At 63.3% G+C, this 23,897-nt stretch carries 20 protein-coding genes; 1 reads left to right on the plus strand and 19 read right to left on the minus strand.

All coding sequences use genetic code 11. The features are described from left to right. Nucleotides 1-31: 31 nt before the first annotated feature. The 6 genes from HNQ60_RS26635 to HNQ60_RS26660 form a co-directional block, all read right to left on the minus strand. Nucleotides 32-961 carry a sugar phosphate isomerase/epimerase family protein gene (locus tag HNQ60_RS26635; protein ID WP_184335860.1) on the minus strand — a complete coding sequence of 310 codons (930 nt, stop codon included), beginning with the start codon at nucleotides 959-961 and terminating at the stop codon, nucleotides 32-34. Nucleotides 962-963: 2 nt separating this feature from the next. After that, on the minus strand, nucleotides 964-1,689 hold the full coding sequence (locus HNQ60_RS26640) for a hypothetical protein (RefSeq protein ID WP_184335861.1): 726 nt from the start codon (nucleotides 1,687-1,689) through the stop codon (nucleotides 964-966). Between the two features lies 1 nt (nucleotide 1,690). Beyond that, a complete protein-coding gene (locus HNQ60_RS26645; RefSeq protein ID WP_184335862.1) occupies nucleotides 1,691-4,252 on the minus strand; it encodes a glycoside hydrolase family 3 protein in 2,562 nt (853 codons plus the stop codon). A gap of 81 nt (nucleotides 4,253-4,333) precedes the next feature. Next, on the minus strand, nucleotides 4,334-6,643 hold the full coding sequence (locus HNQ60_RS26650; RefSeq protein ID WP_184335863.1) for a TonB-dependent receptor: 2,310 nt from the start codon (nucleotides 6,641-6,643) through the stop codon (nucleotides 4,334-4,336). A gap of 273 nt (nucleotides 6,644-6,916) precedes the next feature. Then, nucleotides 6,917-8,152: an MFS transporter gene (locus tag HNQ60_RS26655; RefSeq protein ID WP_184335864.1), complete on the minus strand. Its 1,236-nt coding sequence runs from the start codon at nucleotides 8,150-8,152 to the stop codon at nucleotides 6,917-6,919. Nucleotides 8,153-8,238: 86 nt separating this feature from the next. Then, nucleotides 8,239-8,622 carry a DUF6152 family protein gene (locus tag HNQ60_RS26660; RefSeq protein ID WP_184335865.1) on the minus strand — a complete coding sequence of 128 codons (384 nt, stop codon included), beginning with the start codon at nucleotides 8,620-8,622 and terminating at the stop codon, nucleotides 8,239-8,241. Between the two features lie 245 nt (nucleotides 8,623-8,867). Between HNQ60_RS26660 and HNQ60_RS26665 the strand changes: the two genes are divergently transcribed. Further along, nucleotides 8,868-9,314: a nuclear transport factor 2 family protein gene (locus HNQ60_RS26665; protein WP_184335866.1), complete on the plus strand. Its 447-nt coding sequence runs from the start codon at nucleotides 8,868-8,870 to the stop codon at nucleotides 9,312-9,314. 22 nt (nucleotides 9,315-9,336) lie between these two features. On the opposite strand, the gene HNQ60_RS26670 is transcribed toward HNQ60_RS26665, so the two are convergent. From HNQ60_RS26670 to HNQ60_RS26730, 13 genes are all read right to left on the minus strand, one after another. Continuing rightward, nucleotides 9,337-9,639 (minus strand): Dabb family protein, encoded by a 303-nt coding sequence (locus HNQ60_RS26670; protein ID WP_184335867.1) that lies wholly within the window; start codon nucleotides 9,637-9,639, stop codon nucleotides 9,337-9,339. A 3-nt stretch (nucleotides 9,640-9,642) separates the two neighbouring features. Beyond that, on the minus strand, nucleotides 9,643-11,352 hold the full coding sequence (locus HNQ60_RS26675; protein ID WP_184335868.1) for a cobaltochelatase CobT-related protein: 1,710 nt from the start codon (nucleotides 11,350-11,352) through the stop codon (nucleotides 9,643-9,645). Then, nucleotides 11,349-12,290, minus strand: a complete 942-nt coding sequence (locus HNQ60_RS26680; RefSeq protein WP_184335869.1) for an AAA family ATPase — start codon at nucleotides 12,288-12,290, stop codon at nucleotides 11,349-11,351. The genes HNQ60_RS26675 and HNQ60_RS26680 overlap by 4 nt, the downstream gene beginning before the upstream one ends. Continuing rightward, the gene (locus HNQ60_RS26685; protein ID WP_184335870.1) at nucleotides 12,283-12,654 is read right to left on the minus strand and encodes a Rieske (2Fe-2S) protein; all 372 of its coding nucleotides are present in this window, start codon (nucleotides 12,652-12,654) and stop codon (nucleotides 12,283-12,285) included. The genes HNQ60_RS26680 and HNQ60_RS26685 overlap by 8 nt, the downstream gene beginning before the upstream one ends. Before the next feature lie 24 nt (nucleotides 12,655-12,678). After that, on the minus strand, nucleotides 12,679-14,148 hold the full coding sequence (locus HNQ60_RS26690; RefSeq protein WP_184335871.1) for an aldehyde dehydrogenase family protein: 1,470 nt from the start codon (nucleotides 14,146-14,148) through the stop codon (nucleotides 12,679-12,681). A gap of 72 nt (nucleotides 14,149-14,220) precedes the next feature. After that, nucleotides 14,221-15,228: a hydroxyquinol 1,2-dioxygenase gene (locus HNQ60_RS26695; RefSeq protein ID WP_184335872.1), complete on the minus strand. Its 1,008-nt coding sequence runs from the start codon at nucleotides 15,226-15,228 to the stop codon at nucleotides 14,221-14,223. A 44-nt stretch (nucleotides 15,229-15,272) separates the two neighbouring features. After that, a complete protein-coding gene (locus HNQ60_RS26700) occupies nucleotides 15,273-15,776 on the minus strand; it encodes a cupin domain-containing protein (RefSeq protein WP_184335873.1) in 504 nt (167 codons plus the stop codon). A gap of 36 nt (nucleotides 15,777-15,812) precedes the next feature. Beyond that, entirely contained in the window at nucleotides 15,813-16,865 is a 1,053-nt protein-coding gene (locus tag HNQ60_RS26705) for a FecR family protein (protein ID WP_184335874.1), read from the minus strand. Between the two features lie 14 nt (nucleotides 16,866-16,879). Beyond that, entirely contained in the window at nucleotides 16,880-17,512 is a 633-nt protein-coding gene (locus HNQ60_RS26710) for an RNA polymerase sigma factor (RefSeq protein ID WP_184335875.1), read from the minus strand. A 117-nt stretch (nucleotides 17,513-17,629) separates the two neighbouring features. Then, nucleotides 17,630-20,788 (minus strand): efflux RND transporter permease subunit, encoded by a 3,159-nt coding sequence (locus tag HNQ60_RS26715; RefSeq protein ID WP_184335876.1) that lies wholly within the window; start codon nucleotides 20,786-20,788, stop codon nucleotides 17,630-17,632. Nucleotides 20,789-20,797: 9 nt separating this feature from the next. After that, nucleotides 20,798-21,880 carry an efflux RND transporter periplasmic adaptor subunit gene (locus HNQ60_RS26720; RefSeq protein ID WP_221304478.1) on the minus strand — a complete coding sequence of 361 codons (1,083 nt, stop codon included), beginning with the start codon at nucleotides 21,878-21,880 and terminating at the stop codon, nucleotides 20,798-20,800. A 2-nt stretch (nucleotides 21,881-21,882) separates the two neighbouring features. Further along, nucleotides 21,883-22,749, minus strand: a complete 867-nt coding sequence (locus HNQ60_RS26725) for a dioxygenase family protein (protein WP_184335878.1) — start codon at nucleotides 22,747-22,749, stop codon at nucleotides 21,883-21,885. Beyond that, nucleotides 22,746-23,813, minus strand: coding sequence for a maleylacetate reductase (locus tag HNQ60_RS26730; RefSeq protein ID WP_184335879.1), 1,068 nt, complete (start codon nucleotides 23,811-23,813; stop codon nucleotides 22,746-22,748). The genes HNQ60_RS26725 and HNQ60_RS26730 overlap by 4 nt, the downstream gene beginning before the upstream one ends. Nucleotides 23,814-23,897: the final 84 nt, after the last annotated feature.

A 23,897-nucleotide genomic window follows, 5' to 3' on the forward strand; every position in this document is an offset into this window, starting at 1 on the left:
CAGCGGGCTCCCTGGCCCTCTCGAACGTAGATCAAACTTTCATCGTCCAACCGAGCGGCCGCAGGTAATCGATCGCGCGACGCGCCTGCTCCGTCAGATCGACGTTCTGTCCGCCCTCGCATTCGACATTGAAGATCGGATCATCGATCTTCGCCGCTGCGCGGTGAATCGCCTTGAAATCAATGCTGCCGTCGCCGGCAGTCGCGGCCTTCCCCTGCGCCGTCCAGTCCTTCAGATGGAAACTGACGATGCGCGCCGCATGCCGCTCGATCAGCGCGACGGGATCCGCGCCAGCTGCCGCAACCCAGGCGACATCCAGCTCGAACCGGATCGCCGGATGCGTCTCGCGCAGCATGACGTCGAAGACGTTCTCGCCCTCGAGCACGGAGAACTCGGGCCGATGTCCGTGATACGACAACCCGATGCCTGCTTGAGCCGCAATTTCGTGCGCCTGGTTCAGCGCTGCGCACATCTGCTTCACCGCGGCCAGCGACTGCATATTGCGCGCACCCGACCCCGCTACCACTGCCCATTTGCAGCCCAGGTCACGCGCGATCGGTACGTTTACACGCGCCACCTGGACGATGCCTGTTGGGGTGTAGACCGCATCCTGTGCATCGACAATCGAGCCGCCGGGCGCCCAGAATGCCCGCACCTGATCGTTGCCGATGTGCAGAGTTCGCAATCGCAGCCCGAGTTCGTCCGCCCGCTTCCTGACCAACTCTGGTGAGTTACCCATCAGGCCTGCGAACTGGATCTCCTCGTAGCCCAGGTTGCGTGCGATACCCATCGCCTCCGAGAACTTCGTCCAGCCCTGGATGGCGAGTGCGTTGAACGTGAAGAACTGGATGCCGAGCGGATAACGGCGCGTCTTCTCATCCGCCGCGAGTGCGCCTGTACCCGGCACCAGCGCCGCACCTGCAAGCGCTGCTGAACTCAACAGCATCTCGCGACGTGACATGCTCACTGTTTGGTCCCGATCTGCTCGGGCTCTTCCGCGGTCTTCGCTCGCTCAGGGTCGCTGGCGTCGCAGAAGTACTCGAGAGCGTATGCGTCATCCGGAGCCTTGTAGTACGTGAACGTGTACGTGTGTGGCTTCAGGAAGACCTGGGGATCGTCCCACGTGAAAGTGACCTGCAGCTTCTTACCACCGTCGAGCAGCTCGTATCGCTCGACCAGGTGACTCGTCTCGCCGCGCAAGCCGCCGCCCGGGACGCCTGGATTGCCGCGATCGTTGAAGCCCACGGTGTCCACGACCAGCACGCCGTTCTCCCACTTGCCGATCGAATGCCCGTTGGTCGTCGGATCGAAGCTCTCCATCGGCGGATGGCCGCGACCGTCGATATAGATGTGACGCGCGGACGACTGCACTTCCGCGGTGATCGCGATCTCTCGCTTCGACTGGATGATGTCGAGCGGTGCGGAGTCGCCCATGATGAACGGCGTACCGAGCGGCTGACACCAGCGGGATGCGTGCGTCATGATGACGCCATCCTCAACCTTCGGCCGGAAAGCGGCCGTGAGCTTCTTGCCATGTTCGGTGAGTGCGGCCGGCGAGACCTTCTTGCTGTCGGCACGCAGTTCCCAGAAGCCCGACAGATCGGGACTGGCCGCCATCGCAAGCGATGATGAAGCGGCCAGGGCGACTACGACGGCTGCCTGCAGGAGCTTGTTTTTTCCGATCTTCATGTCACTCGACCTCGATGCGGCTGCTCAAACGGATATCACGCGACGACGCGCCGATCCTCAGCGTTCGTGAACCGGCCTGCTTCGTCCACCGCTTCTCGTCGACGGACCAGTAGGAGAGCTGGCGTGGATCGACCGGTATCGTTACAACGACGGACTCGCCGGGTTGCAACGTGACGCGATGGAAACCTGCAAGCGTCTGCGGCGGCATCGGCACGGCGGGACGCGACGGCCGCGATACATACGCCTGCGGCACCTCGCTGCCTGCCACGTCACCCACATTGCGCACGGTGAACGTCGCTTCGAATCCTTCGCCCTTCGGCGCTACCTTGAGATCGCTGTAGCGGAACGACGTGTACGACAGTCCGTAGCCGAACGGATACAGCGGCTCGATCTTGTTCTGATCGAAGTGGCGATAGCCCGTGAAGACGCCTTCGGAGTAGACGACCTTCTTGTCGACGCCGGTGTAGCGCTCGGGATGCTTCGGATCGAACGCGGCGACATCCGCAAACTTCTTCGGGAACGTCAGCGGCAAGCGCCCGCCGGGATTGCTCTTGCCCGTCAGCACATCCGCCGTCGCCCAGCCGCCCTCCTGGCCCGGGAACCACATATAGAGAATCGCCTTCACACGGTCGCGCCAGGGCATGTCATGTGGGCTGCTGCTGTTTACAACCACGACGGTGTTCGGGTTGGCGCGCGAGACAGCATCGATCATCGCGTCCTGATCATTGGGAAGACGCAGTGCCTGGTCGGGATCGTCGAACTCACCGCTGCGCGCCCAGGCGAACAGGACCACAGTCTTCGCCGACTTCGCTGCTGTGACGGCGGCGGCGATGTTGTCCTTGCGCATCTGCGGTGTCACCCAGGCGAGCCGGATCTGCATCGTCGATTCGGGTTCGGCCTGCCCTTCCACTTCGATCGCGTAAGTCTTGCCGGCCTCGAACTCGGCCACGTACTGAGCGTTGTCCAAACCGTCCGTTGTCGGGACGATGCTCGAGTACTTGCGCGGAATGCCGTGTCCGAATCTCACTGCCGCGGAGAACGCACGCGGCTGACCATCGATCTTGAGCACGCCGGTGCCGCCCCAGCTATGCATCTGCAGCGCGTATCTACCGGACTCCGGCACTCGCAGCGTGCCGCGCCACGAATACCCCTGGCCGATTGGCAGTGCCTTGTTGCCGACGAAGTCGACACCCTGCTCCACGCCAATCACTGTCGAATCGATCGCACGGCGCGTGAGTCCATTGCCGCTGCCGCCATCGGCGGTGAGGGCACTGGCAGGAATCGCCGCCCCCGTGAGCTCATCACCCACCACGTGCGTGATGCGCGCTTCGGACCCGAGTGACTGTTTGAGCGCATCCATCGGCGACACGAAGCGGCTCTGGAATCCGGACACGCCCGGCCCTACCGCGAGCTGTGCTGCTGTCGGTCCGATGAGGAGGATGTCGCCAGCCTGCGCCGGCCGAAGAGGAAGCGCACCCTTCTGATTCTTCAACAGCACCGCACCTTCGGCTGCGAGGCTTCGGGCGAACGCGGCGTGCTTCTCGACGTCGATGGTCTGCATCGCTTTCACGCGCGTACCGTCGAGGAAACCGAATTTCTGCATCTGCGTGAGCACACGCGTCACGGCACGATCCAGCGACTCCACCGACACCTGCTTGCCTTCAAGCGCGGCATTCAGGCGGGGGCCCCACTTCGCGCCCTCTCGACCAGTCGGGTACTGCGGCCCGACGCCAGGCATCTCGACATCGAGACCCGCGGTGATCGACGGTGTGCTGCGGTTGGCATGCCAGTCGGACATGACGAAGCCATCCCACTTCAGCTCATCGCGCATCAAGCCGGTCAGATTGGCCTGGTTCTCGGCATTCCAGAACCCATTCGTCTTGTTGTACGCCGCCATCGAGGTGGCGACGCCAGCCTTGAAGGCGGCCTCGAAACCCGGCAGATAGATCTCATGCAGGGTCCGCTCATCGACCTGGAAGTCGAAGCCTTCGGCGCCGTTGATGCCGCCGCCCTGGTTGAGCGATTGATTGTTGGCGATGAAGTGCTTGGCATTCGCCATCGTGCCGGTCGACTGGATGCCGCCGATCTCGGCGACTGCCATCTGGCCGATGACGAACGGATCCTCGCCAAAACTCGTGACGTTGCGGCCCCAGTTCGGCAGGCGCGAAACATTCAACATGGGTCCAAGCAGCACGTCATTGCGGGTAGCACGGGATTCCCAGCCGAGCACCTCCCCGTACTCACGCGCAGCATCGCGGCTGAACGTCGCCGCGAGCGCGATCGGTTGCGGCAACGCCGTCGTCTCATAACGCAGATAGACATTCGCAGGGCCGTCCGCGAGTCGCAGTGGTGGAATGCCGAGCCTTGGCACGCCCGCGATATAACCTGCACCGCCGTTGTATGCGGGATCGCGCGTGCCCCACACCATCGACAGCTTCTCCTGCACCGTCATTTTCTCCAGCAGGGCTTTGACGGTGGCGGAAGGTTCCTGTGCGGTCGCCATCGCAGCAGGAAGCATGCATGCGGCCAGTGCCACGATTCGCGATGTGCGATTCGACTTCACTCGATTCCCCTTGGGTCTTTGTTCTTCTGGCAAACGCAGCTGCGCGCCCTCGCGGCGCGCAACTCGTTGAACACACCTGCTCTATTCGAACCGGAAGCCGAACGTCACACCCCATTCACGCGGGCGGCCCAGCGTGCCGTTGTCCATCTGATCCGTCGGGATGTAGAAACCGTTGATGCGGTAGTACTCGTCCGTCAGGTTCGAACCGAACAACGCAACGTCCCACTTGCCGCCGGGTGCCGTGTACATCAGGCGCGCACCAAGCAGGCCATAGGCCGGGATGATCGACTTCTGGATATCCGCTGCCGTCTGGATCTCGTCCTGCCAGCCGTAGTCGGCGCGCAGCATCAGCCCGCCGCTGTTGGCCAGGTCCCACTGATACTGGGCGCCAACGCTGTAAGACGTATCCGGTGCATACGGGAACTTCTCGCCCAGCGGGATCGCGGTCGAAGTACCCAGATCCGTGTACTCGCTGTCGAGCCAGCCGAAGCCGTAGTTGATCGTGAAGTTGTCCGTCACGAGCCACATGCCCTCGACCTCGAGGCCCTTGACCTCGGCTTCACCCGCGTTCGTCGTCGTCGGGAAGCGCGGGATGATCTCCTCGCTGACCTGGATGTCTTCGTACTGGCCGTAGAAGGCCGAGAGATTGAAGCGCAGGCGCCGGTCGAACAGGTCGGTGCGCAAGCCGAACTCGTAGTTCTTCAACGTTTCCGGGTTGTACGGAATCGCAAGACCGTTCACGTTGTTCACACCGCCCTGGTTGAACCCTTCCGAGTAGGTGAGGTACGTCATGATGTCTGACGTCCACTGGTACTGCAGCGATACGCGCGGCGCCAGGTTGTCCCACTTGTCGGCGAGGTCCGTGCCCGGCCGCGGCGCGCCGCCATCGGTGGCGACGCTGAGTACCGGGGTACAGCACTCGACCGACACCGGCGTCTGCGGGTTGTACTGCGCGTTGTGAACTTTGTCTTCGTTGTACCGAGCGCCCGCGGTCAGCGACAGCTTGTCGGTGAAGTCGTAAGTCCATTCGGCGAAGACAGCCCAGCCTTCGGTGCTCGTGAAGGCGAGCTGATCGATCACGGGCGCGAAGAAGAACCGGCCGACGTATGCGGATGCCAGCGCGTTGCGGACCGGATCCACTTCCAGCTTGAGGTCGTTGGCCAGCCAGTTGATGCGGCGACCATAGCCCTTGTTGTCGTAGTAGTAGAAGCCGCTCGTGCCATGCAGGCGATCGCCGCCGTAGATGAACTGCAGTTCCGCGGTGCTCTCCTCCGGCTCGCTGTAGTTGGCACCATCGAAGATGTGATATGGCGTTCCGTCGAAGTCCGCATACGCCGTCGTCTCGATCTTGCGGTGGCTGCCGATGAACTTGGTCGACCAGGTATCGGTGAGATCGAAGTTGATCTCCGTCGAGAGACTCTTGACCGTGGTGTAGAGCTCCGGTCCGTTGTAGTCGCTGGCGGTCTTCATCTCGCCGCGTGCGCCGTACACATAGTCCTGGTTGATGGGCAGGCCAGCGTTCTCATACACGCACGGAAAGTTCGGTGCACCGCCCGGGAAGTTCGCCGGCGGATTCGGATCGCCCGGGCACACGGGATTCAGCGCCCAGACTGTCGATGGGTTGCCATTGGTCCGCTGCTGATCGTAGCCAGCGACGACGCGCCAGTTGAATCCATCGGTCGGCTGCCAGAGCACATCGAGGCGGCCGGTCGTATCGTCCTGGCTGCCAAAGCTCTGGTCGATGGTGGTGCTCGGAAGGAAGCCATCGCGCGAAAGCTTGGCGGCCGTGAGCTTGGTAAGGAGCGTCTCGCTGAGCGGGATGTCTACGTTCGCAGCGATGTCGAGGCGATCGTACGAACCCATGGTCGCCTTGACGCGCGCACCGAATGTGTCCTGCGGGCGCTGCGTCACGTACTGAACGGCGCCGCCGATGACGTTCTTGCCGAAGAGAGTGCCCTGCGGACCCCGCAGGACCTCGACGCGCTCCACTTCGACGATGTTCATGAGTGTGCCGGCCGACGAGCTGTTGACGATACCGTCAACGTAGATGCCGACGTTCGGAAGGCCGCGCATGCGGAAGCTGCCGCCCTGCCGGCCGAAGAAATTCGTGCTCGCGATGGTCACGTTCGGCACCATGCGGTTGAGTGATTCCGTATTGTCGATGCCGCGGACCTGGAGCTGCTCGGAGCTGAGCGCTGCGATCGACAGCGGCACTTCCTGCAGGCTTTCCTCACGCCGGCGGGCCGTCACCATCACCTCTTCGAGCGGATTATCGAGTTGCGCGGTCTGATCGGCTGCCTGAGCCATCGCGTGCATCGGCACAAGCGTGGCAGCGGACGACAAAAGGGCCATGCCGAAGCGGCTCATCGACTTCATCTTCCAATTTCTCATGCGCTACGGTCCCCCGGGTTCCTGTGCCAGGAACGTCTGTGTTGGTTGCTCAACCGTGACGCGAACTGTTAACGCACCGTTATCGCCTGCGTTATCGTAGTCGCGCCTCGAGCAGGTCGATCAACGCGTGTTGATCGCGTGCTCTTGCTGACGAATACGTGCCAGGGCAGGCAATGACGACATTCTTTTCTACATTCGTGCGAACAGACGCAGAAACGAGAGAAGGCTGCGCACGGAGGGTGCGCAGCCCTGAGAGTGAAATCGCCGCGGCCGTCAGGCTGCCGGCGCTTCAGCGTTCAGCGCGGATACTTTTCGCGGCGCCGTTTCGACCAGGAAGATGCTGACGAAGAAGCCGGCAACGAGGCCGATGAGCGCCATCGTGAGCACGTGCTGAATTCCATAGGTCTGGGCTATGTTGCCCGCGATGGCCGGTGCAATACCGCCGCCGAAGATCTCACCCGTGCCGATGATGATTCCCGCCGTCGAAGAGATCAGTCCGCGCGGTGCTGCTTCTGCGGCAATGGGACCGGTGATGAGCCCGAGCAGTCCGAAGCAGAAGAACGTGCAGACAAAGAGCAGCGCAAACAGCAGAACGGGATTCGGTCCGACCTGCATGAATGCGTAGAGAAAGCCGGCGCCCAGCGCGAAGCCGATCAGTGAAATATTCTTCCGACCGACGAGGTCAGACGCGCCCGGTAGCACCACCTGACCCGCGAAGCCGCCGAAGCCGATCGCCGATGTGACGAAGCCCATCTGCACGGTCGTCAACTTCAGGTAGTCGACCAGGTAGTTCGGCGTCATTGCGCTCAGCACGAAAATTCCACTCATCGCGCACATGAGGGCGAGCATGCCGAGCTTCACGTTGCGGTGATTCATCAAGTCCTTGAGCGGCGCGCGCTCGACCTTCGCGTTGGCGCCAACCGTGGCGGGCTCGCGAATCGTCTTCCACAGCAGGAATCCCAGGATCAGTCCGGGAATCGCCACGATCACGAACACCCAGCGCCAGTTGACGACCTGCAGCAGCTGCGTCGCGATGATCGGCCCAAGTGCAAGACCGAACAACGGGAACGCACTTTGCTGGACACCGAGGTTGAATCCGCGGCGCGTCGGCAGGGACGCATCAGCGGTAGCCGCAAAGCTCGTCGGACAGAACGAGCCTTCCGTGATCCCCATCAATGCACGGATGACGAGGAGGCTCGCGATGCCGTGCGCGAAGCCGCTCAGACCGGAGAGGAGCGAGAACGCGAGAATCGCCGGCACGAGGATCTTGCGGCGCCCGAGCCGGTCGGACAGCCCTCCCGCCACGATGGCGAACACACCCCAGGCGAGCCCGAGTGCACCGATCAGATTGCCCAGGGCCTGATAGTCGAGACCCAGGTCCTGCATCATCGAGGGAAACAGCGGCGCGATGATCCAGCGATCGAGCCCCACGAGGCCAAAGCCCAAGGTGAGCAGCGTGACCGCCTTCCACTCGTAGTTCGTGTCCCACTGCGTCTGTGGTGCGCTCATTCAATCCCCCGCAAGAAGTCCGAAGTTTGTTGTTCTGGACGTGTCCCGGTGGCACTTGACGTGCACACCAGTGTGCTCCGCAACGATCAGTCGAATGTTCCGCCCCACTTCCAGCCATCGGAGGGACGTTCGATCGTGTTCAGACGGATGCGGCGATCAGATTCCTGGCGGCCCGGTGCGCCCGTGATGACGACCTCATCGCCCGGCTTGAGCGTGTCGCGCGAGGCCATGCCGGCGAGCGCGCCCGCAGCCGCCCATTCGACCGCCCAACGGACCTGCTGGCCCGTGGAGTCCGGCGCCAGCACGACAATCATCGAATGCGGATTGCGGAACATGAACTGCACGACCTTGCCTTTGATCGTGACGCTCTTGTCGATGTAGTAAGTGGCGGGAAACGAGTGGTGCGCGAAGACGGGCACGGCCATTGCCAAAAGAGTCGCGGCGGCAATGCGAGCGAGGGCTCGGGTCATTGATATCTCCTGAACTGATGTCGGCATGCGCCGCAACGCAACACAGGGGCGACCTCGCCGGCGAGCCGACGACCGGCTGCGCCCCCCGCTGCATCCGGCTTCATGCCTCATAAACGCGGCACGGTCGGGCGTGTCGACATTTGTCCGCCAGATCGCCGCGGCCGGGTGTCTGAGACGACGTAGTCGGGACGTTTAAGGTTCTGCCGTATTGCCGGCGCCCATCCCGCCCACCCGTGGAGAAATCAATGAAGCAACTGACCGTCGCTGCGTGCCTTGGCCTCGCATCCCTGTCCCTCGCCTGTGGTCCCACGGCGGCTGCGGACCTCGCGGCAAACAAGGAGCTCGTCCGCGCGTTCTTCGAAGCCGTGGAATCACGGGACTCCGCCAAGGTCGAAAAGATCGTGCGGGAGGACTACATCCAGCACGTTCCGACGATTCCGACGGGACGCAAGGCCATCCTCAACTACATCGACATGGTGAAGGCCCAGGGCAAGGGGAAGATGCCGACCATCGCGCGCATGATCGCCGAGGGCGATCTGGTCGCCGTGCACTTCCGCCGCGACAACCCGACCGGACCGGTGGCTGCCATCGAGATCTTCAGAATCCAGGACGGGCTGATCGCCGAACACTGGGCGGTCACAGAGCCGTTCCCGCCTGCATCCGCCATCCGCAACGACAACGGCATGCTCTGAGAGGGCCGTTCCGTTCCCTGCCTCAGCCCACTTCGTAATCGACAACGCGCCGTTCCGTGCGGATCGGCGCGATCAGCCGCTTGAGCTGCTCGTGCAGCGGATGGGTCTCGTACGCCTGCAGCGCTGGCCAGTTGTCGAACTCCGAATAGAGAACCAGATCAGCGGCGTCGCTCACCGTCGACTCGTTGAAGCCGATCTCGACGCTCTTCAGGCCTTCGACGCCGTGACGAAGCGCATCGATCGAACGCCTGATGGCGCCGAGCCGTTCGGTGCGTTCTTCATCACCCGCAAACCTCAGTCGCCACATCACGAGGTGTTTGACCATCTTCTACGCAGTCCTGCACGCGCGACGGTTGCGCGTCCGGCGCGCCATCGCAGTTGTTGACCTTCTACCCTTCGGATCGCGCGTGAGGAGTTCGACCAGTTTCCTGACCATTGCCTCGCCAAGCTCGACGGGCCCGCTGATAGTAAACGCACTGGAATACCAGGAACCGACATCGTGACCGATGCCGATGGCCAGCAACTCGACCGGGGACCGAGTCTGCACGTCCGCAATGACTCGTCTGAGGTCACGTTCCAGATATCCGGCATCGTTTACCGCCAGTGTCGCTTCGTCGAGCGGCGCACCGTCGGAGATCACCATCAGAATGCGCCTCGGCTGCGGACGCTTCATGATTCGCGCATGCGCCCACCGGATAGCTTCACCATCGACGTTCTCCTTCAGCAGTCCCGGTTCGAGCATCGACGCGAGATGCCGACGCGTTCCGCGCCATGATCCCTCGGCAGGCTTGTAGATGACGTGGAGCAGCTCCGTCAGGCGTCCCGGATGCGCGGGACGATTCGCTGCGACCCATTGTTCGCGTGCACGTCCGCCTCGCCAGCGCCGTGTAGTGAACCCCAGGACTTCGGTGGCGATCCCGCAGCGCTCGAGTGTCGTCGCAAGCATCCACGCGCAGGTCGCGGCCATGGATATCGGCACGCCGCGCATCGATCCTGAGTTGTCGATGAGTAGCGTCAGCGCAGTCCCGGGAAACTGCGCCTCGCGCTCCTGTTTGAACGTCAAGGGCTGCGACGCATCGACGACAATGCGCGCCAGTCGTCCGCAGTCCAGCAGACCCTCTTCGCAATCGAACGTCCACGAACGCACCTGCCGCGAGAGCAGATGACGCTGCAAACGGGCAGCCCAGCGCGCGATGTTGGGCTGAACGGATTTCCGGAACGCGTCGAACTGCGCATTGAGGCGACGGCGAGTGCTGTCGTCACACAGGTCGCCAGCATCGAGCGTTGCGTCGTACTGTGTGGTAAAGATGCGATACGCGTTCCCGGTTTCATCGGCGGGGCCGCGTGCAGGCACGATGCGCCCTCGCGGCTCATCGCGAATCCTGCGCAGGATTCCCGCATGTGTCGCTTCCACTCCCTCCCGGGGCGACGTCTCCTTCATCTCGCCGCGAGGCAGACCGCGGTCGGGCTGCGCTGCTGATTGCGTAGCATCGGGTGTCAGCGGCTTTGCCGGCACGCCGTTGGCCGCCAACTCCGCCGCCAGTCGCGCCGCCTCTTCGCCGAACGCGCGCTGATCGGCAATCAACGCGGCAAGCCGATCGAGCCGCACAGCAAAGTCGTCGGAAACGTTCTGCGCCGAAATCGCGGAGACAAGTCGCGCTCGCACCAGATTGATGACGTGATCCCCGCTGCCCTGCCCTTGCGCAGCGCCTCCCTGCACTGCCCGAAGATTCTCACGAACGCCCGCGAAGTCGCGGCATCCGAGCGCCTCGCAGCGACACTGCTCCAGCCTCGAGAAATGCTGTCGCGCTGCGCCCGACGGCGACTGTGACGCGAACAAAACAGGATCGGTGTAGCGCAGCCTGACCGCTGCAGCATCCACTCGGCCACGCCATGCACACAACGCAGCGTCATCAGGATCTGACGGCATCGTCGCCAGCAGCGCTTCGACTCCTTTTGGATCCGCCTGCCGTGCCAACGCCTTGAGCGTCGCAAGCGACGCCCCGCGAAGATCTCGCGGATTGGGTGCGCCTGTCATGCGCTGCCGAAACAGCGCTGGTAGAGCTCCATGATCGCGTCGTGCTCAGAAGGATCGCACTTGTTGAGGAAGCTCAGCACGAAAGCCTCGCGCACGTCGGTGAAGATCAGCGCGTTCTCCGCCCAGGTGATCACAGTCCGCGGCGACATGACCGTGGAAACCTCGTCGGCGATGAACGCCTCACGAACGAGACCGGCCATCGCGACCATAGCTGCTGCAAGCCCAGGCCATTTCGCCTCGAGCGCGGGAACGCGAGCAGTCACAACTGCCACTTCGTACTCGGGCTGCAGGTAGTTGAGGGCGGCGACGATGTGCCAGCGATCCATCTGCCCTTGGTTGATGGGTTGCGTGCCGTGATAGATGCCAGCGGGATCTCCCAGGCCGACGGTGTTGGTCGTGGCGAACAACCGGAATGCAGGGTGAGGCGTGAGCACGCGACTCTGGTCGAGCAGCGTCAGCGACCCTTCGACCTCGAGAATTCGCTGCAGCACGAACATCACATCCGGTCGCCCCGCATCGTACTCATCGAACAGCAGCGCGACGTTGCGCTGCAGTGCCCACGGCAGAATGCCTTCGCGAAACTCGGTGATCTGTTTCCCGTCACGCACGACGACCGCGTCCTTGCCGATCAGGTCGATGCGACTGATGTGACTGTCGAGGTTGATGCGCACCAGCGGCCAGTTGAGCCGCGCCGCGACCTGCTCGATGTGCGATGACTTGCCCGTGCCGTGATATCCCTGCAGGAGCACACGGCGGTTGTGAGCAAAGCCGGCGAGGATCGCAAGCGTCGTTGCCGGATCGAAGCGATAGGCAGGATCGCGACGCGGTACATGTTCGTCGACGGCGCTGAATGCAGGCACACGCAGGTCGCTGTCGATACCGAACGCCTCGCGGACACTGATCTCGGTGTCCGGCAGCGATGACAATGCGTTATCCATTTGCGGCCACCCTGACTTCGCCGTCAACGACTGTCACAGGAATTGCCTGGAGACTGCGGTCCTTCGCCGGGCCTTCGACGCAGAACCCGTCATGGAGGCGAAACAACGCGCAGTGATACGCACACATGATGTGACCATCGTTCGTCAGCAGGAATTCGCCCGGCGTTGAGTTGAGCGGCAGCGAGAAGTGCGGGCACTCATTGACATACGCTCGCACGCCGCCATCCGAATGCGTAAGCAGGATGCGCAGCGCTCCTCCACCCTCCCCGCGCAATACCTCCAGGCCGTTGCCGTTCGGTATGGCTTCCACGCGGCAAAGGCGTTCACCCGACTTCGGCGCGTGAGGATGCGATCGCCAGCTCATGAGCGGAGGCTTCCGCCCCTGGAGTCAGCGCGGGTAGTGCGGAGGAATCTGCGCATCCACGTTGATCCACACCGACTTGGCTTCGGTGTAATCGTGCATGGCTTCGAATCCCATCTCGCGCCCGTAGCCGGAACTGCCGACGCCGCCGAACGGCGATCCGGGATTGACACGCTTGTACGAGTTCACCCAGACCATGCCGGCGCGAATGGCAGCCGCGACCCGATGGGCACGCTGCAGGTTCGTCGTCCACAGGCCGCTGCCGAGTCCGTACTCAGTCGAGTTCGCAATCGCGATCGCCTCTGCTTCATCGCGGAAGGTCGTGACCGAGATGAAAGGCCCGAACACCTCTTCCTGACAGACGCGATCCTGCGGGCTTGCGCGGACGATCGTCGGTTCCACAAAGAATCCGTTGGCGAGCGCCGGGTTGTCGGGCCGCTTGCCGCCAGTGAGCACTTCCGCCCCCTGCTGCTTCGCGATCTCGCAGTACGACAGCACGCTCTGCTGCTGCTTCTGCGATGTCAGTGGCCCCATCTCGGTGGCAGGATCGAGCGGATCGCCGAGCCGGATGGATCGCGCGAGCTTGATGAAACCTTCGAGGAAGCGATCCGCGATCTCCTCCTGCAGCAACAGCCGCGAGCCGGCGATACAAGCCTGGCCCTGGTTGTGGAAGATCGCGAACGCGCTCCCATTGATCGCAGCCTGCAGGTTCGCGTCGGCGAAGACGATGTTCGCGCCTTTGCCGCCCAGTTCGAGCTGCACGCGCTTCAGATTGCCTGCGGATGCTTGCACGATCCTGCGACCGACTGCAGTCGATCCGGTGAAAGCAATCTTCTGGACCTGCGGATGTTCGGCGAGATGCTGACCGGCGGGGTTGCCATACCCGGGGACGATATTGACGACGCCGGGTGGGAATCCCACCTCCGCGATCAGCTCCGCGATCTTGAGCGATGACAGCGGCGTGATCTCTGCGGGCTTCATCACCACCGTGTTGCCGGCTGCCAGTGCAGGGCCAAGCTTCCAGCTCGTGAACATGAGCGGGAAGTTCCACGGCACTACCTGGCCGACGACCCCGATGGGCTCGCGCAGCACGTAGTTGAGGAATCCGGCTTCGACGGGCACCACGCTGCCCTGAACCTTGTCGGCCATACCCGCGAAGTAGCGGAACGTCACGGCAGTGCGAGGGACATCCAGCGAGCGCGTGTCGCGAATCGGGTGACCGGTATCCTCGGCCTCGATCTTCCCCAGTTCCTCGGCACGGGCTTCAATTGCATCGGCGAGCTTGCCCAGCAGGCGCCCGCGCTGTGCCGCTGGCGTATCCCGCCATTTCGGAAACGCTGCACGAGCCGCATCCACGGCGCGATCGATGTCGGGCGCCTTGGCCTCAGCGACCTTCGTGAGCACCGATCCGGTGTACGGATTGACGACATCCATCGTGGCGCCGTCGAGCGCGTCGACGAACTCTCCGCCGATGAACAGTTTGGTTTGTAGTGTCATTGCAGTCTCACAAGGCAATACGAGGCCGGGTGACGCGCGGTCACCAGCTCGCACCGGAATTTCCGGCGCCGGTCAGAACTCGACGGGATACGGTTTCAGCTCGCCCCGCTCATACATCTGCGGCAACTCGGGGGTCGCGTTTTCCCACACGAGCAGCATCGAGCGCTTCTTCGAGTAGCCCTGATGACGAATGTCCGCGGGCATCGCCGCGACGTCGCCCGCCTTCATGATCACCTTGGCGCGGGGCGCGCCGGTGTTCTTGTCTTCGATCTGCCATTCCAGCTCGTCGCTCAGCTGGATGAACCATTCGACGCGGTCGTTGCCGTGCTTGATGGGCAGCAGGTATTCCTCCGTGGTCGGGCAGCACAGGCTGCGCTCGAGCACGGACGACACCGACGGATTCCATGTCACGTCCGAGCGTGACAGGTACGCGAACAGGCTGAACGCGTGAACTTCGTTCTCGAAGCCCGGTTCGGCGTGAACTTCTGGTTCGTCCTGGGAGACATCGGCGAACGCGCGGTTCACCGGATAGCCGTTGTCGTCGCGGCGCAGCTCGGCATCGCCCGGCAGGCCCGGCATCCGCTTGCAGGCCTGACGTTCGCGCTCGATGGCGCCTCGGTTGTTGCCGTTCTTGCGGCCAAGCCAGGTCTTGCCGGTCTCATCGGGCGCCGCGAAGGGATCGAAGCCTTCATTCGTCCAGTCGTCGAGGATCGCCTTGAAGGTCGCCATGATCTGGCGCGAATCGAAGGTCTCGACGTGATCGAGCCCTCTTTCCTTGTAGGCGGGATTGTAGGTGCCCGCGTAGAACTCCACTTTGCCGTAGAGATTGCGGGTACCGATCATGCTGTCGAAATTGACCCAGCCATAGAAGAAGCCCCAGGCCACGTCGCGCATCATGGCGCGCAGGAAGGCATCCGCGGACATCTTGTGGGACAGCTTCTGTCCCTGCGCTTCCCAGCCGATACGGACGAAGTATTCGTCGCGGCTGAAGGAAAATCCGCCCAGCTCGAAACTGCGATAGCCGGTTTCATTGCTCGCCGGCGATGCAGCGACCTGAAGTGCCCCACCCGTCTGACTCATGCTCGCAACTCCTGCAGTGTCCGGACGCGGTCAGACCCACCGCATCACGTGTAACAGATCTCGCCCCACTTCTTGACCGACAGCGCACCTTCGACGGTCTGCAGCAGGATCACGCCCGGGCGCGTTGCCTTGAAGCGGTAGGCCGCGCCACGCGGCAACAGGACCTGGTGTCCGCGGCGACATTTCACCCATCCCATCTTCCGGCCCGCCGGCGTGCCTTCGATCGCGACGCTGCCCCGCGTCTGGGGCGCCACTACGGCATCGGGGCTGTCGAGCTTCAGCAGTTCGACGTCCACCTCACCGTCCATCACGATCGCAAACTCGTCATGCGCCGCCGCAAACCACCCCGAGTTGCCCTCCGCCCGCAGCGTTTCGAGGACGTAGCCCAGGTTGATCGCGACAACCACCTTCTCATACGGACGAGAACGGGTGGCGACGTCAAAAATGTTCGAGAAGACGTAGTTCTTCGGGTTGTCGTTGATGATCTCGAGCTCGCCGCGCTGGAAATCGCTCAGCGAGCCGAACACGGTATGAAATTCAGTCGTCATTCTTGCTGTCCCCCTCAACGTGCTTTCCCGTTGCGATCAACGCTGTTCCGGTGCCTGCGCCGGGTCGAGCACGAGCAAGCGGCCACCCCGATCCTCGACGCGGATTCCCAGCGACTCGCGCAGCAGGAATGCCAGCGAATCGACATCGCCGATCTTGATCACCCCGCTCACCGGGCGCTGGCCGATCGCACCCGACTGCAGCGACACTTTGTGGGTCGTGTAGCGATTGAACTCGGTAATCGCCTGCAGCAACGGCACCGATTCGAACACCAGCTTCCCTTCGCGCCACGCATTGATCCTGCGGGCATCGGCCGCCTGCACAGGCTCGAGCGTGCCGCCGGCGCGATAGCTCACGGCCATGTTCGCAGTCAGCGGCGGAACCGCGACTACCCCGCCGCCCGTCGGCAACTCCTTCTCGGGGACGACCACCACGGCGCCTTCGAGCACCGAAACCGTCACCCGGCCACGATCCACCTGGACACCGAACTCGGTGCCGACGGCACGGACCATTCCGCCCGCCGCATACACCTCAAACGGACGGGACTTGTCATGTGAGACAGAAAAGAATGCTTCGCCCTTGCCGATGTCGACCCGCCGCTTGTGGTCATTGAACCGAACGGTCAGGGACGTATCGGTATTCAGGGTCATCGTCGAGCGATCGGCGAGGACCACCCGCCGCTGCTCGCCGACGCGTGTCTGGTATTCGTCCACACGGTCCCGATGGGCATAGAAGTAGCTGCCCGTCATCACCGCCAGGACCATTGCCGCCGCGGCGCTCAGCCACCACGGCCTCTGCGCCCGCGCACGCTGCCGCGCCTCTTCATCGGCACGCGCTTCGGCCTCGTCGTTGGCCGCCATCTGCTCGCACGCTTCCATGTCGACCATCAGGTCGGCATCGCTCACCAGCCCGCGCGTCAACGCAAGCGTCAGCTCGCAGCGCATATAGGCTTCGCGATGTGCGGCGGACTGATCCAGCCACGCATCGAACTCAGCCTCTGCTTCAGGGGCGACACGCTGACCATGCAGCCGCGCGAACCATCGCGCCGCCGCCGCCTCGATCGTCCGGATATCTCCACTTGAACCGTTCATGACTCCGTTCTCGCTCATGGCTTGTCCGCCGTTCGTAGTCTCCCCTGACAAAGCTCCAGCACCATCGCTATATCGCGCTCTACCGTTTTCGCGCTCACGTTCAAGTGCTTCGCGATGTTCCGGTAGCTCATGTTTTGTGTAACGTGCAGGAGGAAAACCTGTCGATGCCGTGGCGGCAGATCAAGCAGCACCTGCTTGATGACCTGCATCCCGGCATTCCAATCCACGATCTCCGCCGGCGTCTCGTCTTCGCCGGCGATCTCGACCAGCTCGTACGGTACGTGTGACGACTCGGCGTGTGTCCTGCGCAGGCGAAAGCGATCGCGCGCAAGATTCGTGGCGATCTTGAAAAGAAAGCGGCGCACCTGGTCGTCCAGGTGATCGAGATGTTCGAGTCGCAGCAGGCGCACGTACGTCTCCTGCAGAACCTCCTCGGCGTCATCCGCACTGGACAGCAGCCGGGTCAGGTATTGCAGCAGCGCACCGCGGTGCTCATTGAACAGTCGCTCGATCAGGGCCGAGCGCGCCGCGGCGTTGTCCGCAGACTCCAGACCTGACTCCGCGGCGTCGCCCGATGGCTGCCGGTCAGCGGCCGCCGATTCGGACCCGGTCCGGATCAGACGCAATTTGAAGGGCGGTAAGTTCATGACGCGGCAGGCACTTTGCGATATCGGGCAGGGCCGGTGGCTCTCATATTTATATACGCCGGACCTGCCCTGCTGCAGACAATATTCCGCTGCGGCGCCGGGGCGAACCCCCGATGTTCATTGCTCCTTCGGCTGATCCAGTCCCGGGGCTGCGGCAGATTGCGGGCGGCTCATGAGACGGTCGAGGATCGAGCTCGTGTGCTCCGGCGACTTGGTGTGTGCCGCCACGAGTGAGTAGACGACCGGCACGGCAACCAGCGTCAGGAACATCGAAACCAGCGTCCCGAAGAAGACCACGACGCCGATGGGCAACCGCTGCTCCGCGCCGGCCCCGTGCGCAAACACGAACGGCAGAGCACCGAAGGCCGTGCACAGGCTCGTCATCAGCACTGGTCGCAGGCGCGTTGCAGCCGCCTGGATGACTGCCTCGACGTATTCCACGCCTCGATCTCGCAGCTGGTTGGCGAACTCCACGATCAACACGCCGTTTTTGGCCGCGATACCGATCAGCATGATCACCGCGATCTGGCTGAAGATGTTGATGGTGCCGCCGTAAAGCTTCAGTCCGAAGACCGCTCCCAGCAGCGCGAGCGGCACCGTCACCATGATGATCGACGGCAGGACGAAACTCTCGAACTGCGCCGCAAGCACCAGGAACACGATGGCCAGTGCGAATGCGAATGTCAGGTACAGCTGCGAGCCGCTGCGAGTGAATTCAGCGGATTCGCCGTCGAACATCAGCTTGGCGCCTGCGGGCAACTCCTTCTCGACAGTGTCACGGAACCATTGCACGGCCTCGCCCATCGTGTAGCCCGGCGCAAGCCCCGCCGACACCTCGATGGAGCGCAGGCGATTGAAGCGGTTGAGACGAATGGCACCGGCGGTTTCCGTGAGTGTCACGACATTCGAGAGCGGGATGAGCTCGTTGGTACGGCCCGAGCGGACGTAGATGCTGGTGAGGTCCGTCTCGTTGCGACGTTCCGCGTCCTGGCCCTGCAGGATCACGTTGTATTCGCGGCCACGATCGAGATAGGTCGTCACGATTCGCGAGCCCAGCACGGTTTCGAGCGTGCGGCCTACGGTTTCGAGCGAGACACCGAGATCCGCCGCCCGATTGCGATCGATCGCCACGCGGATCTGCGGCTTGCGCTCCTTGTAATCAGTATCCACGCCCGTCAGACCGGGGTTTTGTTCCGCGAGCTGCGCGATCTTCTGCGACCACTGCGAGAGCTGCTCATAGTCCGGGCCACCGATGATGGCCTGCACTGGTTGGCCGAAACCGCCGCGTCCGAGGCTGGACGGTTGACCGCCGAACGCGCGCACTCCCGGCAGCGTGCGCAGCTCCGCAAGCAGCGAGCTCATGATCTCTGCACTGGAACGGTCGCGCTCGTTCCAAGGCTCGAGCACGATGATGCCGCGTGACGAACTGACGTCACCGACGGTCGTCGGCGTTCCGCCGCCCGTGCCTGGAATCCTCAGCATCGTTCGCAACACTTCACCTTCCCTGCGCCGGTGCTCGTTCGCGATTTCCTCCATGCGCCGGCCATACGCCTCGGTGTACTGCAGGCTCGCCCCCTCGGGCCCCTGCAGCGTGAGGAACAGCCGGCCGGTATCGGCCGTCGGAGCGAACTCCGTCGGAATGGTGCGGAACGTCAGCACGCCGAGCACAGACAGCGCGAGCAGCGACCCGGTGACGATCCACGGATGGCGAACGGCGCGTCGCAGCCCGCCCTCGTAGCGGGTGGCGAGGCGCTTGAAGAAGCCGTCGATCGCGACCGCGACGCGGCTGCGCCCTGCGTGATGATCCGGAAGCTTCGATGCCAGCATCGGCGTCAGCGTCAGCGCGATCAGTGCGGAGAACAGCACAGCCGCGGCAAGCGTGAATCCGAACTCACGAAACAATCGGCCGATGTCACCCGGCAGGAACGAGATCGGGACAAATACGGCCGCGAGCACGAGCGTCGTCGCGATGACAGCGAAGCCGATCTCGCGGCCGCCCGTGACAGCCGCAACCATCGGCGGCTCGCCCATCTCGTTGCGCCGGTGGATGTTCTCCAGCACCACGATCGCGTCGTCGACGACGAGCCCGATTGCGAGCACCAGACCGAGCAACGTCAGGACGTTGACCGAGTATCCAAGCGCGTACATGACCGTGAACGCTGCGATCACTGACACCGGAATCGTGACCGCCGGGATGAGCGTTGCCCGCAGATTGCCAAGGAACCCGTAGATCACGATGAGCACAGAGATGAACGCGAAAATCACCGCGATCACGACCTCGCGCAGTGCCGCTTCGATCGACAGCGCGTTGTCGACGTTGAGCAGGAGGGTTCCGCCTTCGGGCAGTTCGCCCTGCAGCGCCGCTACCTCCGCACGCACGCCGCGCACGACATCGAGCGTGTTCGATTTCGACTGTGCTTCGACGAAGAGCCCCACGCCGGGTCTGCCCTCGGTGCGCATGACGGTGCGTTCGTTCTCGGCCGCAAGACGCACGTCCGCCACTTCGCCGAGACGAATCAGGTGACCGCCCGCCCCTCGTCCGATGACGAGGTCGCGGAAGTTCTGCTCGGTATCGAGCCCGACCTCCGTGCGCAGGGAGAACTCGCGCGTCTGGGACTCGAGGCGGCCCGCTGGCAGCTGCACGTTCTCACGACGCAGCGCAGCCTCCACATCCGCCACCGTCAGTTCGCGTGCTGCGAGTGCCTGGCGGCTTAGCCAGATGCGCATCGCAAACCTTCGCCCACCGCTGAGCGAGACACGTGCGACGCCGGGCACGGTGGCAATGCGATCGACGATGTAGCGCTCAGCGTAGTCGGAGATCTCGAGCAGCGACATCTTGTCCGAACTGAAGTTGAGGATTGCCACCGCGTCCCCGCCCGCAGTCGCTTTGGCAATCTCCGGCGGGTCCGCCTCTTCCGGCAGCGCGCCGAGCACTCGGGAGACACGGTCGCGCACATCGTTGGCCGCACCGTCCAGGTCGCGGTTCACATCGAACTCGATCGTGATCTGGGAGCGTTCGTCCTCGCTGGAGGATTCGATCTTCAGAATGCCTTCGATACCGGCAATCCGGTCCTCGATCGGCTGGGTGATCTTGTTCTCGACGACCCGCGCCGAGGCGCCGCGATAGGTTGTGCTGATCGAAACGACCGGCCGCTCGACATCCGGATACTCGCGCACCGACAGACGCTGCAACGACACCAGCCCGATGATGATGAGGACCAGGCTGATGACGGTGGCGAAGACGGGACGCCGGACCGACAGCTCCGAGATCTGCATGCCTGACTCCTAGGATTCGGTCGCAACCGCTGCGTACTGAGACTGGCTGATGCGGGATTTGTCCCTGACCTTCTGCGTGCCCTCGACGATCACCTGTTGTTCTCGCTTGAGGCCCGACAGGATCTCCACCTCGCCAGTCAGCCGACGCCCGATGGATACCTCCTGCTTCAATGCGGTATCGCCCTCGGCAACGAAAACAAAGACGCGGCCCTGCTCCGGGACGAGCGCCGCTTCGGGGACCACGAGCGCCTTCGTCGGTGCCGCGCGCACAACGACCGACATGAACGTGCCTGGTTTCAGAATGCCGTCGCGATTGCTGACGACGGCGCGCGTATTGATGGTGCGCGTCACCGGGTCGACGCGTGAGTCGAACGCGCTGATGCGACCATCGAACTTCTGCCCGGGCAACCCCGATGCGGTCGCGACAACCGGCAATCCGTCCTTGAGCGCGTACTGATACACCTGCGGCACCGTGAACTCGATCTTGATCACGGACGTATCGTCGAGCGTCGTGATGGCCGTCCCCGGTGGGACAAGGCTGCCGACGCTCACGCGGCGAAAACCGGTGCGGCCCGAGAAAGGTGCGCGAATGACTGTATCCGAAAGGCGCGACTTCGCCGCAGCGACCCGCGCCTGATTGGCCTTGTAGGTGGCCTCGATCTGATCGAGCTGCGACTGCGAAAGAATCTTCGTCGAGGCGAGGCTGCGGCTGCGCTCGAGCGCAGCGGTACTCTCGATGAGTGCCGCTTCCGCCTCGGCGAGCTCTGCTCGCGGCTGCGCGCCGTCGAACTCGATCAGTACGGTATCGCGCCTGACGACCTCGCCTTCGACGAAGCGAATCGCCGTTACGATGTTCAAGGTCTTCGACGTCAGTTCGACGGATTCATTGGCGCGAGCCGAGCCCACGGCTTCGATCAGGAGATCCAATTCCTTCTCGACGACCGGGCTCGTAACGACCGCCGTCACTGCGCCCGCATTGCCGCCGGGTCCACGTGCGCCATCGACCGGCTTGGCGTTGGGCGAGCAACCGAGCACACCGGCAAGCCCTCCCGTTGCGGTCACTGCGATGAGCACAAACCTGTTCACACGCACGTTCAAGCGCCGTCCTCTCGATCCAGCACGAACTCGTGATCCAGCGTCCAGCGAAGGTCCGAGGCCGCGTCTGAAACAGGGATGTAGTCCACCAGCAGCGACGGCTTCACTCCAAAGACCGCATCCGAGTCGATGTAGGGATCACCCCGCGTGTACATCTGAGTCGTGAGTGACCGGAATCCCGGAGCAGTCACCGTGAAGTGAATGTGAGCAGGACGCATGGGATGCCGCCCGGCGAGCGTCAGCAGCGATCCGACGGGGCCATCGACCGGAACGGGATAGAACGTCGGCTTGAGTGTCGTGAACGCGAATGTTCCGTCGCCACGGGATCGCAGCCTGCCGCGAAAGTTCATCTCGGGCTGCGTGGAGTCCTGAACTGCGTACAGCTGATTCGGAGCCGTGTGCCAGATGTCGAGGATCGCACCGGCGATCGGCTCGCCGTCGACCGAGCGTACGCTGCCCGTGATCAGCACACGTTCGCCCTCCCCCGCCAGCGCGATGCTGGCGCCGTGCTCGACGTCGGGTGAACCCGGCGCGTAGAACGGTCCGGTCACCGCGGACTCCGTCGCGCCGGGAGAGGATGCATTGTGAATGTTGTCGACCGCCGAGCTGATACCGAGTGCGTCTGACAGGAGAATGAACTCCTGACGCGGACCGACACACGTCTTGCCTGTGCGGGTCAGGAAGTCGATTGCGGCGAACCACTCCGGCGGAGTCAGTCCGGTTTCATTGACGAACGCGTGCAGGTGACGAAGCAGCGACTCGGCAACGGTGTTCCAGCGTGCGTCTTCGGTGCGCGCATACGACGCGATGACTTCCTGGAGCAAAGCGTCGTTGAGGGCGCGGCTTGCTGGCGAATGCGATGTCATGATCTCGACTCCGGCGACTGTCCGTTGAACGCGTCTTCCAGCAACTGCCGGATCGCGGCTTGCGTGACGGGACGCGGATTGGGGTAAGGAACGGATGTGGCGATCTGAGCAGCACGATCCAGGTCTTCATGCTTGAAGCCGATGTCACGCAACGAACGCGGCGCACCCACTTTCGCGCCGAGCTCCCAGATCGCCTGCGCAACCGCGCTGGTTCCGAATGAAGCAGCCAGACGCGCCTGTGCGTCGGGTGCTGCCACGAGGTTGAACGCGGTCGCATAAGGCAGTACGACTGCATGCGTCTCCGCGTGTGGCATGTTGAATGAGCCGCCAAGCGTGTGGCAGAGCTTGTGGTGCAGGGACATGCCGGTCGAGCCAAGCAGGATGCCTGCGAGGCACGACCCGTAGAGCATTTTGTCCTGTGCATCGAGATCGCCAGGATTCGCACACACCGCCGGCAGCGAGCGTGCAATGACGCGTGCTCCCTCCTGGCCGAGTGTCGACATCATGGGATTGGCGTTTGGCGCGTAGAGTCCTTCGACGAGATGCGCGAGCGCATTCAGTCCGCTCGGGCCCGCCGTCCTCGCCTTCAGCGTCGTGAGGAGCTCGGAGTCGTAGATCACGCTGCGCGCAAGGACCCGCTGATCCTTGCCGGTCTTCTTGACACCATCGGTCGTGATTCCCCAGACCGCTGTCATCTCGGAGCCGGAATACGTGGTGGGCACCGCGATGAATGGCAGACCGCTCTCGAGCGCGATGGCCTTGGCGAGTCCGATCGCGGAGCCGCCGCCGATGGCAATCAATCCATCCACCGAGTCGCGGCGCACAACGGCAGTGCAGGCTTCGACGAAGGGCGTGGGCACATGCTGCGCCACCTTGTCATACACCCCGACGCTGCGTGGGCCCAGCAGTTGATGGACCTGCGCCGCCGTTCCGGCATGACTCGGGCTCGCAATCACGAGGACACGCTGGCAACCGATCGCCTCGACCTCCGCCGTGATTCGCGTACGCGAGCCACGACCGGAGATCACCCGCAGGCGGGCGATTTCGAAAACGAATGGGTGCAAGAAACCTCCGCCGTCGATGCGACGTCAGCCAGCCGCCCGTGCGGGCATCCACTGGATATAACTGCCGGAGGGCGAAAGTGTCGA

It is taken from the genome of Povalibacter uvarum, assembly GCF_014202975.1.
Lineage (GTDB): Bacteria > Pseudomonadota > Gammaproteobacteria > Steroidobacterales > Steroidobacteraceae > Steroidobacter > Steroidobacter uvarum.

Excerpts from the sequence above, each read along its gene's own strand:
- HNQ60_RS26635 (WP_184335860.1), bottom strand. The coding sequence starts at position 961 with ATGTCACGTCGCGAGATGCTGTTGAGTTCAGCAGCGCTTGCAGGTGCG.
- HNQ60_RS26640 (WP_184335861.1), bottom strand. The coding sequence starts at position 1,689 with ATGAAGATCGGAAAAAACAAGCTCCTGCAGGCAGCCGTCGTAGTCGCC.
- HNQ60_RS26650 (WP_184335863.1), bottom strand. The coding sequence starts at position 6,643 with ATGAGAAATTGGAAGATGAAGTCGATGAGCCGCTTCGGCATGGCCCTT.
- HNQ60_RS26655 (WP_184335864.1), bottom strand. The coding sequence starts at position 8,152 with ATGAGCGCACCACAGACGCAGTGGGACACGAACTACGAGTGGAAGGCG.
- HNQ60_RS26660 (WP_184335865.1), bottom strand. The coding sequence starts at position 8,622 with ATGACCCGAGCCCTCGCTCGCATTGCCGCCGCGACTCTTTTGGCAATG.
- HNQ60_RS26665 (WP_184335866.1), top strand. The coding sequence starts at position 8,868 with ATGAAGCAACTGACCGTCGCTGCGTGCCTTGGCCTCGCATCCCTGTCC.
- HNQ60_RS26670 (WP_184335867.1), bottom strand. The coding sequence starts at position 9,639 with ATGGTCAAACACCTCGTGATGTGGCGACTGAGGTTTGCGGGTGATGAA.
- HNQ60_RS26675 (WP_184335868.1), bottom strand. The coding sequence starts at position 11,352 with ATGACAGGCGCACCCAATCCGCGAGATCTTCGCGGGGCGTCGCTTGCG.
- HNQ60_RS26680 (WP_184335869.1), bottom strand. The coding sequence starts at position 12,290 with ATGGATAACGCATTGTCATCGCTGCCGGACACCGAGATCAGTGTCCGC.
- HNQ60_RS26685 (WP_184335870.1), bottom strand. The coding sequence starts at position 12,654 with ATGAGCTGGCGATCGCATCCTCACGCGCCGAAGTCGGGTGAACGCCTT.
- HNQ60_RS26690 (WP_184335871.1), bottom strand. The coding sequence starts at position 14,148 with ATGACACTACAAACCAAACTGTTCATCGGCGGAGAGTTCGTCGACGCG.
- HNQ60_RS26695 (WP_184335872.1), bottom strand. The coding sequence starts at position 15,228 with ATGAGTCAGACGGGTGGGGCACTTCAGGTCGCTGCATCGCCGGCGAGC.
- HNQ60_RS26700 (WP_184335873.1), bottom strand. The coding sequence starts at position 15,776 with ATGACGACTGAATTTCATACCGTGTTCGGCTCGCTGAGCGATTTCCAG.
- HNQ60_RS26705 (WP_184335874.1), bottom strand. The coding sequence starts at position 16,865 with ATGAACGGTTCAAGTGGAGATATCCGGACGATCGAGGCGGCGGCGGCG.
- HNQ60_RS26710 (WP_184335875.1), bottom strand. The coding sequence starts at position 17,512 with ATGAACTTACCGCCCTTCAAATTGCGTCTGATCCGGACCGGGTCCGAA.
- HNQ60_RS26715 (WP_184335876.1), bottom strand. The coding sequence starts at position 20,788 with ATGCAGATCTCGGAGCTGTCGGTCCGGCGTCCCGTCTTCGCCACCGTC.
- HNQ60_RS26725 (WP_184335878.1), bottom strand. The coding sequence starts at position 22,749 with ATGACATCGCATTCGCCAGCAAGCCGCGCCCTCAACGACGCTTTGCTC.